Origin of the sequence: Xanthobacter lutulentifluminis (assembly GCF_043194675.2) — a bacterium.
In the GTDB taxonomy this organism is placed as follows: Bacteria; Pseudomonadota; Alphaproteobacteria; order Rhizobiales; family Xanthobacteraceae; genus Xanthobacter.
The window spans coordinates 4,237,523-4,250,020 of record NZ_CM195525.1 but is presented as its reverse complement, the minus strand read 5'-3'; the positions used below and the strand labels follow the sequence as shown (position 1 = coordinate 4,250,020).

The window sequence follows — 12,498 nt, the reverse complement described above, 5'->3', positions numbered from 1 at the left end:
CGTCCGGCTTTCGTGCGCCCGGCTTCCGTCAGGCGACTCCGCCGGCCTTGAGCAGAACCGCGAAGGCGGAGAGCAGGTGGTAGAACGAGGAGGCCGGCGCCGGCTCCTCCACGAAGGTGCCGTCGGCAAGCAGCTGGTCGCGCCACAGGCCCTTCACCGGAACGTCCAGGTAGGTGCGCGTGACGGCGAAAGCCTCGGCCGCCGCGGCGAGAAGCGCGTCCCGCTCGGCGGCGTCGTCGCTGCGCCCGGCAAGGATCAGGGCGGTGCGCAGCCGCTCGGTCTGGGCCCAGAAGCGGGCGCGGGGGTCGGTCACCGCGCCGGCCGCGTCCAGGGCGAAGATGGCGGCCTTGCGCACCGGATCGATGCCGTGGTCGCGCCCGAAGGCGTACATGCGCCGCGCCTCGGCCAGATGATCGAGCCCCAGAAGCGTGCCGGCGCGGTCGAGCAGATAGGCCCACTCGAACTGGTGGCCGGGCTCGCGCACCCCGCCTTCGGGGCCGGCGGCGAAGTTCCAGTCGCCGTCATAATATTCGCCGATAGCGCCGGTCGCCGGATCGATCAGGCGCGAGACCGCGAGGCCGACGATGCCGCGCGCCACGTCCGCGAACGGCTCGGCGACGCCGGCGGCGGTCCAGGCGAGATTCGCCTCCAGAAGGTGCATGTGCGGGTTGGAGCGCAGCGGCAGCACGCGCGGCCGCGCCTCCTCGAACCCGCCGCCGGGGTGGGACAGCTCCGCCTTCAGCTGGGCGATCAGGGCGCGCGCCGCGGTCACCGGCGCATCGCCGCCGAGGCCGGCCGCATGGGCGTTGGCGAGGGCGAACAGAACGAATGCCTGATCGTAGAGGTCGGCGGTATCGTCGAGCGCGGTGCCGTCGGGCGCCACCAGCGTGCGGAACAGGCCGTCCGGCCGCCGGTAATGGGCCAGCAGGAAGGACAGGCCGTGCTCGGCCGCCTCGCGCCACGGGCCGCCCCACCCCAGCTGTCCGCCTTCCACATAGGCATAGGCCTGCCGGGCCTGCACGCGCAGGCGGCGGGGCGCGGCGACCGGGGTGCCGGCGAGGGTGATCTTCTCATGGAAGCCGCCGGCCGGATCCGCCCCCACCGACCACCACAGTGGCAGGGCCGCATCGAACAGCCAGTCCCGCGCCCAACGCGCCTCAGCCTCCAGCACCGCCATCGCGAAAACTCCATGCAGGGATAACGGTCAGCTTAGCTGCCGTACCGGACAAGGCGAAGACACTTCCGCGCCTTCCGCGGCCCGTCGACACTTTGACGCAAGGCCGCAGGCCGCGGCGCTGCCTGCGGACGGTATCCTGCACCCGCCAAGAACGGTCGGGCATCATCCCGATGCGAGCAGCCGTTGCCTTGGCCGCGCGCTCGACCTAGAAGCGCGCCATGACTGCATTCCAGCCGCTCGATCTGCCCGAGGTCATCCTGGTCACGCCGCGCCGCTTCGGCGATGCGCGCGGCTATTTCTGCGAGACCTACGTGAAGCCGCGCTATGCCGCCAACGGCATTCCCGCCGACTTCCTGCAGGACAACGAGTCGCTCTCGGCCGAGGTCGGCACCATCCGCGGGCTGCACATGCAGGCGCCGCCCTTCGCCCAGGCGAAACTGGTGCGGGTGCTCTCGGGGGCGATCTACGACGTGGCGGTGGACGTGCGGAAGGGCTCGCCCACCTACGGCCGCTGGGTCGGGGCGCGCCTCACCGCCGAGGGCGGCGAGCAGCTCTTCGTACCCCAGGGTTTTGCCCACGGCTTTTGCACCCTCGCGCCGGATACGCGCGTCGCCTATAAGGTGGACGGCCTCTACGATCAGAACAGCGAGCGCGGGATCATCTGGAACGATCCCGACCTCGCCATCGACTGGGGCCTCAACGGTGGCGAGGCCATCCTGTCCGACAAGGACAGGATTCTCCCGCGCCTGAAGGATTTCGACAGCCCGTTCGCCTTCGCGGCGGCGCGGTGAGCTCGGGGTGACATGATGCGGGTTCTGGTGACGGGGGGAGCGGGCTTCATCGGATCGGCGGTGGTGCGCCACCTGATCGGCGAAGGCCACGAGGTGCTCACCTTCGACAAGCTCACCTATGCGGGCAACCTTGCCTCCCTCGCTCCCGTGGCGGACAACCCGCGCCATTCCTTCCTGAAGGCCGACATCTGCGATGCGGTCGCGGTGCGCGGCGCGCTGGAGGGGTTCCGGCCCGATCTGGTGATGCACCTCGCCGCCGAATCCCATGTGGACCGCTCCATCGACGGGCCGGGGGATTTCATCTCCACCAACGTGGTCGGCACCTACACGATGCTGCAGGAGGCCCTGCGCTACTGGCGGGCCCTGCCGGCGGCGGCGCAGCAGGCGTTCCGCTTCCACCACATCTCCACCGACGAGGTGTTCGGCAGCCTCGGCGCCGAGGGCCTGTTCCGCGAGGACACGCCCTACCAGCCCAACTCGCCCTATTCCGCCTCCAAGGCGGCCTCGGACCATCTGGTGCGGGCGTGGTTCCACACCTATGGCCTGCCGGCCGTGATGTCGAACTGCTCCAACAACTACGGCCCCTACCACTTCCCCGAGAAGCTGATCCCGCTGGTGACGCTGAACGCGCTCGAGGGCGCGGACCTGCCGGTCTACGGCACCGGCGAGAACGTGCGCGACTGGCTGTTCGTTCAGGACCACGCCGAGGCGCTGGTGCTGATCGCCACCCGCGGGCGGCCGGGCGAGAGCTACAATGTGGGCGGGGCGAGCGAGCGGCGGAACATCGACGTGGTGCGCGCCATCTGCGGCATCCTCGACGACATCGTGCCCGACGCCGCCATCGGCCCGCGCGAGAAGCTGATCCGCTTCGTCACCGACCGGCCGGGGCATGATGCGCGCTACGCCATCGACTTCTCCAAGCTGAACACCGAGCTCGGCTGGTCGCCGCGCGAGACGTTCGAGAGCGGGCTCGAGAAGACCATCCGCTGGTATCTCTCCAATCGGGGATGGTGGGAGCCGCTGCGGCAGAGCTACAAGGGCCAGCGGCTGGGGCTGGAGACGCCCGCCGCTTCCGGCGCATCCGCGGTGGCGGAAGGCGCCGCGCAGGCCGTCACCAGCCAGGGACTTGCATCGTGACCCGCATTCTCCTGTTGGGCGCCGGTGGCCAGCTCGGGCGCGAGGTGACGGCGCTCGCCGCCGACAAGGGCATCGCGCTCACCGGGCTCGGCCATGCCGACCTCGACATCGCCGATCCGGTCGCGGTGGCGCGCGCGCTCGAGGCCGCGCGCCCCGACGCGGTCATCAATGCGGCGGCCTACACCGCCGTGGACAAGGCCGAGGCGGAGCCGGAGCTGGCGGCGCGCATCAACGCCTTCGCCCCCGGCCTCGTGGCCGAACGCTGCGCCCGCTACCGCACGCCGATGGTCCACGTCTCCACCGACTATGTGTTCGACGGCACCAAGGCCGGCGCCTATGTGGAGGCCGATCCGGTGGCGCCGCTCGGCGTCTACGGCCGCACCAAGGCTGCCGGCGAGGCCGCCGTGCGCGCCGCCACCGAGCGCCATGTGATCGTGCGGACCTCGTGGGTCTATGGCGCCTACGGCAACAATTTCCTCAAGACCATGCTGCGGCTCGCCGGCGAGCGCGACCAGCTGCGCGTGGTGGCGGACCAGCGCGGGTGCCCGACCGCGACGCGCGACCTCGCCGAGGCGGTGATCGCCGCGGCGCTGGCGGCGGCCGGCGGCGAGGCCCGCTGGGGCACCTTCCATTTCGCCGGCACCGGCGCGACCACCTGGCACGGCTTCGCCTCCGCCATCGTCGCGGCGGCGGCCGAGCATACCGGCAGGCGCCCCCAGGTGGACGCCATCACCACCGCCGACTACCCCACCCCGGCCCGGCGGCCGCGCAATTCGGAACTCGCCAGCGACCTGTTCGAGCGCACCTTCGGCGTGCGCGCCGCCCCCTGGCAGGAGCGCACGCGCGAGGTGGTCGCCACCCTGCTCGCCCCGACGGCTTCCGAGGCGACGACAACTCCTGCGGAGGCAAAGTGAAAGGCATCATCCTCGCCGGCGGCTCCGGCACCCGTCTGCATCCCATCACGCTGGTGGTGTCGAAGCAGCTGCTGCCTGTCTACGACAAGCCGATGATCTACTACCCGCTGTGCACGCTGATGATGGCGGGCATCCGCGACATCCTGATCATCACCACGCCGCATGATTCCGCGCTGTTCCAGGCGCTGCTGAAGGACGGCAGCCAGTTCGGCATCAACCTCACCTATGCCGTGCAGGACCAGCCGCGCGGCCTCGCCGACGCCTTCATCGTCGGCCGCGAGTTCGTCGGCGACGACCGGGTGGCGCTGGTGCTGGGCGACAACCTGTTCTTCGGCCACGGCCTGCCGGAGCTGCTCGCGGGCGCGGCCCGGCGCGAGCGCGGCGCCACCGTGTTCGGCTATCCGGTGCAGGACCCCGAGCGCTACGGCGTGGTGGAGATGGACCCCACCGGCCGCGTGCTGTCTCTCGAGGAAAAGCCGAAGGCGCCGAAGTCCAACCTCGCGGTGACGGGCCTCTATTTCTACGACAACCGGGTGGTGGACATCGCCGCCGACCTCAAGCCCTCGCCCCGCGGCGAGATCGAGATCACCGACGTCAACAAGGCCTATCTGGAGCTCGGCGAGCTTCAGGTCTCCATGATGGGGCGCGGCTTCGCCTGGCTCGATACCGGCACGCCCGATTCGCTGGTGGAGGCCGCCCAGTTCGTCCAGATCATCGAGAAGCGGCAGGGCCTGCGCATCTCCTCGCCGGAGGAGGTGGCCTACCGCGCCGGCTTCATCGACAAGGAGCAGCTGAAGGCGCGCGCCCGCGACCTCGCCAAGTCGAGCTACGGCGGCTATCTCGCGCGCCTCGCCGACGGGCAGGCCTGAGCCTGTCCGCAGACGACCGGCGGAGGGGACATGCCGTCGCACTTTTGAAGCGTGGCCACATCCTGTAGGGTGCGGCCGTCTTCCCGCAATTTCGTGTGGCCGTCCGCCGGTTCGGCGCGCCCCGCGACGTGTCGCGACCGGATTTTACACGATGAGCAATTTCAACGAAGAGACCGTCCTCAGCGTCCACCACTGGACCGACAATCTCTTCTCCTTCACCTGCACGCGCGATCCGGGGCTCAGGTTCCTCAACGGCCAGTTCACGATGATCGGCCTTCTGGTGGACGGCAAGCCGCTGCTGCGCGCCTATTCCATGGCCAGCGCCAATTACGAGCCGGACCTGCAGTTCTTCTCCATCAAGGTGCAGAACGGCCCGCTCACCTCGCGCCTGCAGCACCTGAAGGTGGGCGACAAGATCCTGGTCGGCCGCAAGCCCACCGGCACGCTGGTGCAGGACAGCCTGCTCCCCGGCAAGCGGCTTTACCTGCTCTCCACCGGCACCGGCCTCGCGCCCTTCCTGTCGGTGGTGAAGGACCCCGAGGCCTACGAGCGCTTCGAGAAGGTGATCCTGATCCACGGCACCCGCACGGTGGCCGAGCTCGCCTATGACGACTTCCTGACCAAGGAGCTGCCGAACCACGAGTTCCTCGGCGACGAGGTGCGGCAGAAGCTCGTCTATTACCCCACCGTGACGCGCGAGCCGTTCCGCAACCAGGGCCGCATCACCGATCTCATCACCTCGGGCAAGCTGTTCTCGGACATCGGCGTCCCGGTCATGTCGCTGGAGGAGGACCGCCTGATGCTCTGCGGCAGCCCGCAGATGCTGAAGGATGTGGTGGACCTCCTCGAATCGCGCGGCTTCACCGAGGGCAGCCAGTCGGCCCCCGGCCACTATGTGATCGAGAAGGCGTTCGTGGAGCGCTGATCGCGCCGGCGCCGCCCTCAGGCGGCGTCATCCTCCGGGGCGCGCCGACCGACGGCGCGCGGCGGCGCCTCGGCGCCACCCGCGACCACTTCCAGCTGCGGCGCCTTGCGGGCACCTCCCGGCCGGCGCTCGCGCAGAACCAGCACCAGCCCTGCGGCCACCACCACCGCCGCGCCGGCCATCACCAGCGGGTGCGGCCATTCGCCGAACAGGATCACCCCGAACCCGGTCGCCCACAGCAGCGTCGCATAATTGAGCGGTGCCACCACCGAGGCCGGAGCAAACCGCGTGGCCGAGGTCATGCAGATCTGCCCGACGCCGCCCACGAGCCCCATGGCCACCATGAGCGCCGCGGTCCTCCCGTCCGGCACCACCCAGCCGAACGGCGCCGTGGAGAGCCCGGCGAGCGACGCCACCACCGAGAAGTAGAAGACGATGGCCTCGCTGGTCTCGGTGCGGGTCAGGTGGCGCACCTGGGTGATTGCGAGGCCCGCGCCGCACGCCCCGGCCAGCGCCAGCGCCGCGCCGATCAGGGGCCCGCGCCCGGTGCCCAGCGAGGCGTGGGAGAACGAGGGCCACAGCATCAGCACGATGCCGGCGAAGCCGATGGCCAGCACCGCCCAGCGATGGGCCGGCACCCGCTCGCCCAGCATCAGCGCCGCCAGCACCACCGCCACCAGCGGCGTGGCGTAGGAGAAGGCGATGGCCTCCGCCAGCGGGATGAAGGCGAGCGCGGCGAAGCCGAGCCACATGGAGCCCACCCCCACCAGCCCGCGCACCACATGGCCCAGCGGCTGGCGGGTGGCGAGCGCGCCGGTCATGCGCCCGGTCCACATCAGCCACACGATCACCGGCGCGAGCCCGAAGAAGCTGCGCGCGAACACGATCTCCCCGCTTGGCATCTCGCTTGCCAGCATCCGCGCGAGGGCGGACATGATGGCGAAGAAGAACGTGGCGGAGATTTGCAGGGCGATGCCGGCCGAGGCATTCATGGGACGGGTCCGGAGGCGGCGTATTTTGGCTATAGCGCGCAATGCCCATTTGCGGCATGCACTGGATGCAGAGCCAAACAGCGAGCCCCGCGTGGAACGGGAAAGCCGCCGCCAGATGATCCGCAGAATGCCGTGGAAAGATGAGCCGCGGGCGGTGCTTGCATGGGCGCAGCAGCCGGAACCGCACCGCGCCTTCGAGCGCCCACCGGCGAACCGCGCGCCGGCTCGCCCGACGGCCGCATCCGGCCACCACACAGCGCCGCAGCAAGATCGCGATGGCCGCAACCGGCCCGCGGCAGCCCACCGCTCCGGCCGCGATGCCCGCTCCGGAGAGGCGAAGTGCGCCTGGGCCGGGCTGATGCGGCCGCTCGCCCGCCTTGCCGTGCTCCTCGCCATGGCCTGCGGCCCCGCGTGGGCGGAAGGCACGCCGGCTCCGCCCGCCGAGCCGGCGACGCGTCCCGCGCCGGTCACGCTGGAGCTCGACCGGGCGGTGACGACGGCGCTGGAGGGCGCCGGCTTCTCCTTTGCCGACCTCATGGGCGCCCCGCGCGCTGGAACGCTCGAGGCGCTGGAGCGAGGCAGCCCGCTCTATGCCGACCTTGCCCGCCAGATCACCGCCGACGTGCGCGATCTGCGCGCCCAGATGGCGGCCGACCGGCGCCCCCTGTTCGAGGTGACGGACGACAATGTGGGCCGGGTGATGGACGTGCGCTGGCTCGCCTCGCCGCTCGCCTCCTTCCGGCTGGTGGGCGTGGTGAACCGGGCCGACCGGCGCGACTTCACCACCCTCACCACGCGCCCCTCCTGCGGCGAGGCGCGGCTCATCTACCGCCTCGCCTACCGCTTCACCCGTGGCGCCACCGTCTATGCCTCGCGCCTGCCGGTGAACGTGAATGCCGTGTTCGACATTCCGCCCGGCGGAGACGGCGCCTGCCCCGACCTCGCCGCGCTCTGGACGCCGCCGGCCGGCCTCTCCGGCCCGGCCGCCACCGCCGGCTGGCTCGCCCGCGGCCCGCTCGCGGCGGCCCGCCTGCGGCAGGTCGAGATCAACGCGCAGGTCGTGCGCCTGCCCTCCGGCATGGAGACGGAGCTGGGCGGGCAGGCCGTCTATCTCATGCGGGTGTTCGTGCCCGAAGGGGGCCGCGCCGTCCCCTACCCGCTGGAAAACACGCCGGACGTGGCGCGCCTGAAGGCGGATGCCGCGCTGAAGGCGCGACTGGTGGACTATGTGCGGACCCACCTCGGCGAGATCGACACCGGCGTGTTCCAGCTGCCGGAAGAGATGCTGGCACGCAAGGCGCTCTCCTTCTCCACGTTCGGCAGCACCCGCACGGCAAACCATCCGTTCGCGACCCTGTTCACGCCCGAGGATTTCTCCGGATTGCCGCTCGAGCGGCTGGGGTTCGTCTCATCGCCCGCCGGCCTCATCGCCCGGCTCGACGATGCCACCTGCACCGGATGCCACCAGGGCGCCGCGACCGCCGGCTTCCATCTGATCGGCCGCGACGAGCCGGATGTGTCCCCCTTCAACGTGGTGAAGGTGCCGGTCTCGCCCCATCTCCACGCGGACGAGGCGCGGCGGCGCGCCTATCTGGCTGCGCTCGCGCGGGGCGAGGCGCCGGACCGATTCCGGCCGCTCTCCTATGCCCCGCCCGCCACTTGGGCAGGAATGGCGCCGCACCGCAGCGGCCCGGCCGCGCCCACGGCCGCCTGCATCATCGCCCCTTCAGGAGCCCCGGCGCCGTTCCACGATGCGTGGACGTGCGGCGACGGCACCTCCTGCCAGGTGCTGGCGCGCAATCCGCGCCTGCCGGTGTCCAGCGGCCAGTGCATGCCCACCGGCGCGGCCGGTCTTGTCTCCGGAATGGCGTGCCTGTCCGGCGAGATCCTGCCCGGCCGCGCGCCATGGCTGGACCGGTTCGGCGCGGTGCGGCGCATCAACAGCCCGGCGCCGCAGGCCTCGCCATCGGCCTACACGTGCCGTCCGGCGAAGCTGGGCGTCCCGGGCGGGTCGGCCTACCGCCAATGCACCGCCGGCGAACGGGCGTTCGCCGGGTTCGGCTCCGGCCGCGCGCTCCCGGAGATCTGCGCGGTGGTCGGGGGCAAGGCCTTCGACCTGTGCGTCGCCACCGACAATTTCGCCCGTTGCATGGACGCCAGCGTCGCCCGCGGCAACCGCCCGACCTGCGGCGAGGGCCGATTCTGCCGCGAGGACTTCATGTGCCAGGCATTGCCCGCGAACCTGCCCGGCGTTGCGGCGGCGGCGAAGGACAACGGCTTCTGCTCGCCCACGTACTTCGTGTTCCAGATGCGCATCGACGGCCATCCGGACCCACTCAAGGGCGTGCCCTGAGTCCATTGCACCCGACGGCCGGCCGCATGCTACCGCGATGCAGCGAAACACACCCTCCCATGCATTTTTTCTTCGCCGGAAACACACTGATGCTGAACGCTGCACACATCCCCTTTCGCAGTGCAGCAATGCCCATTCTTTAAGCGTGGCCATAACTCATCACGAATTAGGCAAGGATAATTTGCGGCGCACAAATTATACCTCCTGAATATTATTGCGGTAAGTTCGTGATTATCTTCGTCAACTCTTGGCTATTACCCAAGGGACAGAGCGTCAAACTGCATCAAAGAGCATCACCATGCACACTTTCCGGAACTAATTGACGCTTTTGCAACAAGCAATAACTTAGCATTAACAAGTTATTACTGACTTGCCTCGACGGCGATGCAGGTGCTATGTTGGCACCGACCTGAGAATGAACGACCGACTCCACTCCGAGGGAATTGAGGGCAGATGTCAGTCTCCACGGACAACATGCGGGTCGATCGCGTCGGCGAGACGCAGAGGCTGTCCCGTCGGGCGGTACTGGATTATGCATCCCTGACCCCGCTCTTCATTTTGTGCGATGCGGCCTTGATCCTGCTGCTGAGCGTCGTGGTGGACATGATCTCCACCAGCCAGGCGTCGCCGGACATCGCGGCCAATTTCGACATCACCCGCCCGCTGGGCATCGGCCTCCTGGCCGCGGTGGCGTTCGTGCTGATCACCCGCTCGCGCAGCCTCTACAAGCCGCGGCTGATGGCCCGGGTGTCGGAGCAGGTGCGCGCGGCGTGCGTGAACTGGGCGTTCTCCATCCTGTTCGTCGCCAGCGTCATCTTCTGCCTGAAGGTCGGCGACAGCACCTCCCGCCTCTCCACCGGCATCTTCGCCGCCCTGGGCTTCGTCGCCCTGCCGTCGTCGCGCTGGGCCATGGGCATGTGGGTGCGCCGCGCCATGATCACCGGCGCCGTGCGCGGCCGGGCCTCCATCATCATCGGCGACGCCTCCGAGCTGGAGCGCGTGGTCCCCTCGCACGTGCTGCAGCGCCTCGGCCTGCGCGAGCTGCGCCGCTTCAGCTTCGGCGGCGCGGGCAGCGAGACCGGCGCCCTGACCGCCGACGAGATCGACACGCTCAAGAGCGCCATCCAGTTCGCCCGCCAGCAGCGCGTGGAGGAGATCGTCCTCGCCATGCCGTGGGGCAACCTCGCCCGCCTCGATGCGGTGCGTGCCCGCCTGCGCGCCCTGCCGGTGCCGGTGAAGCTGCTGCCTGACGAGGCCGTGAAGGAACTGCTGGACTCCCCCCGCGTGGATTTCGGCCCCTCGGTCGCCATCGAGGTGCAGCGCGCCCCGCTCTCGCGCTTCGAGCTGGCGCAGAAGCGCGCGCTCGACATCGCCGTGTCCAGCGTCGCCGTCACCCTGCTGCTGCCGCTGTTCGCCATCATCGCGCTGTGCATCAAGATGGACAGCCGCGGCCCGGTGGTCTTCCGCCAGCGCCGCAACGGCTTCGGCGGCCGCGAGTTCACCATCTACAAGTTCCGCTCCATGACGGTCATGGAGGACGGCTCCAAGGTGGTGCAGGCCCAGCGCAACGACAAGCGCGTGACCCGCGTCGGCAAGTTCCTGCGCGCCACCAGCCTCGACGAGCTGCCGCAGGTGCTGAACGTGCTGTTCGGGCACATGTCCATCGTCGGGCCCCGGCCGCATGCCATCGCCCATGACGACGCCTATTCCAAGCTGATCGCCGGCTACGCTTTCCGCCACCATGTGAAGCCGGGCATCACCGGCTGGGCCCAGGCCCATGGCCTGCGCGGCGAGACGGCCGAGATCTCGCTGATGGAACGGCGCATCGAGATGGACCTGTGGTACGTGAACAACTGGTCCATCTGGCTGGATATCAAGATCATCCTGAAGACCTTCATCGAGGTCTTCCGCAACGACGCCTACTGAGCGTCCCGCGCGACGGATCTGGAAGGGCCGGGCATGTCCCGGCCCTTCGCCGTTTCAGGCTGCGGATTGTTCCTGGCCTGCGTGCCCGGACCACCGCGGGCGGCCGCTCCCGCCTCTCCACGTCACGACACCACGGCCGCCCCACCCCTCGACGGCTCTTCCGGGGCGCGGCGGGGCCTCCTGACGGCCACGGGGAAGGCCGATGGCCCCACTCATTGCGGACGGCCGGCAGGCCAGAAGGCCGGCCCGGCACATGCGGTGCGAATGCGCGGCCTCCCTCACTCGCCGAAGCGGCGCTTGACCGACGCTTTGCTGCGCGTGAAGGCCTCGATCTGACAGGTCGCCTGCCGTCGGCAGGGGCCCGGGCCGGCTGGGCGGGTGCCTCGGCTCCCGGCGGGCGAGCGCGACGCCGCAGCAGCAGCGCCCCGCGGCACGCAGGCAGTCCACTCCGCCGTGACGTTTCATGCCCCCATTGGGGCCCCACAGGCCTCAGCCGAGGCCGTCGCGCAGCCCGTGCCCAGAGCCCGCCGCCAGATGGCGCCAGCCGCCCCCTGCCCCGCTCCCCTCAGCCGCCCGTGGCCTGCGCCACCATGGCCGCCACCGCATCCCCGGCCGCCGCGAGCAGCTCGGGATCGCGGGCCCGCACCACGAGATTGGTCTTGAAGCGGCCATCGGTCTCGTCGCGGAACGGATACGAGCCGATGATGGCCTGCGGAAACGCCGCCGCGATCTCCCGCAGGGGCGCGGCGATGTCGCCCTCCTTGGCATCGGCGAGGACGGTGCGGGAAAGCATCGGGAGGCCCTTCTCGAGCTCGGGCAGCACCGCCTCCAGCATGGACTGCATGATGCGCGGCACGCCGGCCATGACGATCACGTTGCCGATCCGGAACCCCGGCGCCTTGGACACCTCGTTCACCACCAGGCTGGCGCCGGCGGGAATGCGGGCCATGCGCAGGCGGGCCTCGTTCAGGTCCTTCTCGGCGATGTACTCGAGCAGCATCGCCCGCGCCCGCGGGTCCACGTCGATGGAGACGCCGAACGCCCTGGCCACCGCATCGGCGGTGATGTCGTCATGGGTGGGGCCGATGCCGCCGGTGGTGAAGACGTAGGTGAAGCGGGCCCGCAGGGCGTTGATGGCCACCACGATGTCCTCTTCGACGTCGGCGACGATGCGCACCTCGCGCAGGTCTATGCCCACCTCGGTGAGTCGTTCGGCGATGTGCCCGATGTTCTTGTCCTTGGTCCGGCCGGAGAGAACCTCGTCGCCGATGACCACCAGCGCCGCCGTGACCGATTGCGCGCCGTCTGCCTCGCCCATGTGTCAGACCCCTGCCCGCGCCGGGAGCACATCCCGGTCGATTGCCCAAATAATGAACAGCCCGAAAGCCAAAGCTTTGCGCTTTCGTCTGCTTCC

The 12,498-nt window shown here is 70.0% G+C and carries 10 protein-coding genes; 7 read left to right on the top strand and 3 right to left on the bottom strand.

What is annotated here, in order from left to right:
* Positions 1 to 28 precede the first annotated feature (28 nt).
* Complete coding sequence (locus V5F49_RS19755) at positions 29 to 1,177, bottom strand: AGE family epimerase/isomerase (RefSeq protein WP_394114986.1); 1,149 nt, start codon at positions 1,175 to 1,177, stop codon at positions 29 to 31.
* 218 nt (positions 1,178 to 1,395) lie between these two features.
* On the opposite strand from V5F49_RS19755, the gene rfbC reads away from it, so the two are divergent.
* From rfbC to V5F49_RS19730, 5 genes are all read left to right on the top strand, one after another.
* Positions 1,396 to 1,968: a dTDP-4-dehydrorhamnose 3,5-epimerase gene (rfbC, locus tag V5F49_RS19750; protein ID WP_394114985.1), complete on the top strand. Its 573-nt coding sequence runs from the start codon at positions 1,396 to 1,398 to the stop codon at positions 1,966 to 1,968.
* Positions 1,969 to 1,983: 15 nt separating this feature from the next.
* Positions 1,984 to 3,105 carry a dTDP-glucose 4,6-dehydratase gene (gene rfbB / locus V5F49_RS19745; protein ID WP_394115379.1) on the top strand — a complete coding sequence of 374 codons (1,122 nt, stop codon included), beginning with the start codon at positions 1,984 to 1,986 and terminating at the stop codon, positions 3,103 to 3,105.
* The gene (rfbD, locus tag V5F49_RS19740; protein WP_394114984.1) at positions 3,102 to 4,019 is read left to right on the top strand and encodes a dTDP-4-dehydrorhamnose reductase; all 918 of its coding nucleotides are present in this window, start codon (positions 3,102 to 3,104) and stop codon (positions 4,017 to 4,019) included. Before rfbB ends, rfbD begins: the two co-directional genes overlap by 4 nt.
* Entirely contained in the window at positions 4,016 to 4,888 is an 873-nt protein-coding gene (rfbA, locus tag V5F49_RS19735; protein WP_394114983.1) for a glucose-1-phosphate thymidylyltransferase RfbA, read from the top strand. The genes rfbD and rfbA overlap by 4 nt, the downstream gene beginning before the upstream one ends.
* Positions 4,889 to 5,039: 151 nt before the next feature.
* Complete coding sequence (locus V5F49_RS19730; RefSeq protein WP_394114982.1) at positions 5,040 to 5,813, top strand: ferredoxin--NADP reductase; 774 nt, start codon at positions 5,040 to 5,042, stop codon at positions 5,811 to 5,813.
* A gap of 17 nt (positions 5,814 to 5,830) precedes the next feature.
* Here V5F49_RS19730 and V5F49_RS19725 read toward each other — a convergent pair whose 3' ends face one another.
* Positions 5,831 to 6,805 (bottom strand): DMT family transporter, encoded by a 975-nt coding sequence (locus tag V5F49_RS19725; RefSeq protein ID WP_394114981.1) that lies wholly within the window; start codon positions 6,803 to 6,805, stop codon positions 5,831 to 5,833.
* Positions 6,806 to 7,163: 358 nt separating this feature from the next.
* Between V5F49_RS19725 and V5F49_RS19720 the strand changes: the two genes are divergently transcribed.
* Entirely contained in the window at positions 7,164 to 9,158 is a 1,995-nt protein-coding gene (locus tag V5F49_RS19720; protein WP_394114980.1) for a hypothetical protein, read from the top strand.
* 453 nt (positions 9,159 to 9,611) lie between these two features.
* Positions 9,612 to 11,084, top strand: a complete 1,473-nt coding sequence (locus V5F49_RS19715; RefSeq protein ID WP_394114979.1) for an undecaprenyl-phosphate glucose phosphotransferase — start codon at positions 9,612 to 9,614, stop codon at positions 11,082 to 11,084.
* Positions 11,085 to 11,649: 565 nt separating this feature from the next.
* Here the strand turns inward: V5F49_RS19715 and V5F49_RS19710 are convergent.
* On the bottom strand, positions 11,650 to 12,402 hold the full coding sequence (locus tag V5F49_RS19710; RefSeq protein ID WP_394114978.1) for a competence/damage-inducible protein A: 753 nt from the start codon (positions 12,400 to 12,402) through the stop codon (positions 11,650 to 11,652).
* Between the last annotated feature and the right edge of the window lie 96 nt (positions 12,403 to 12,498).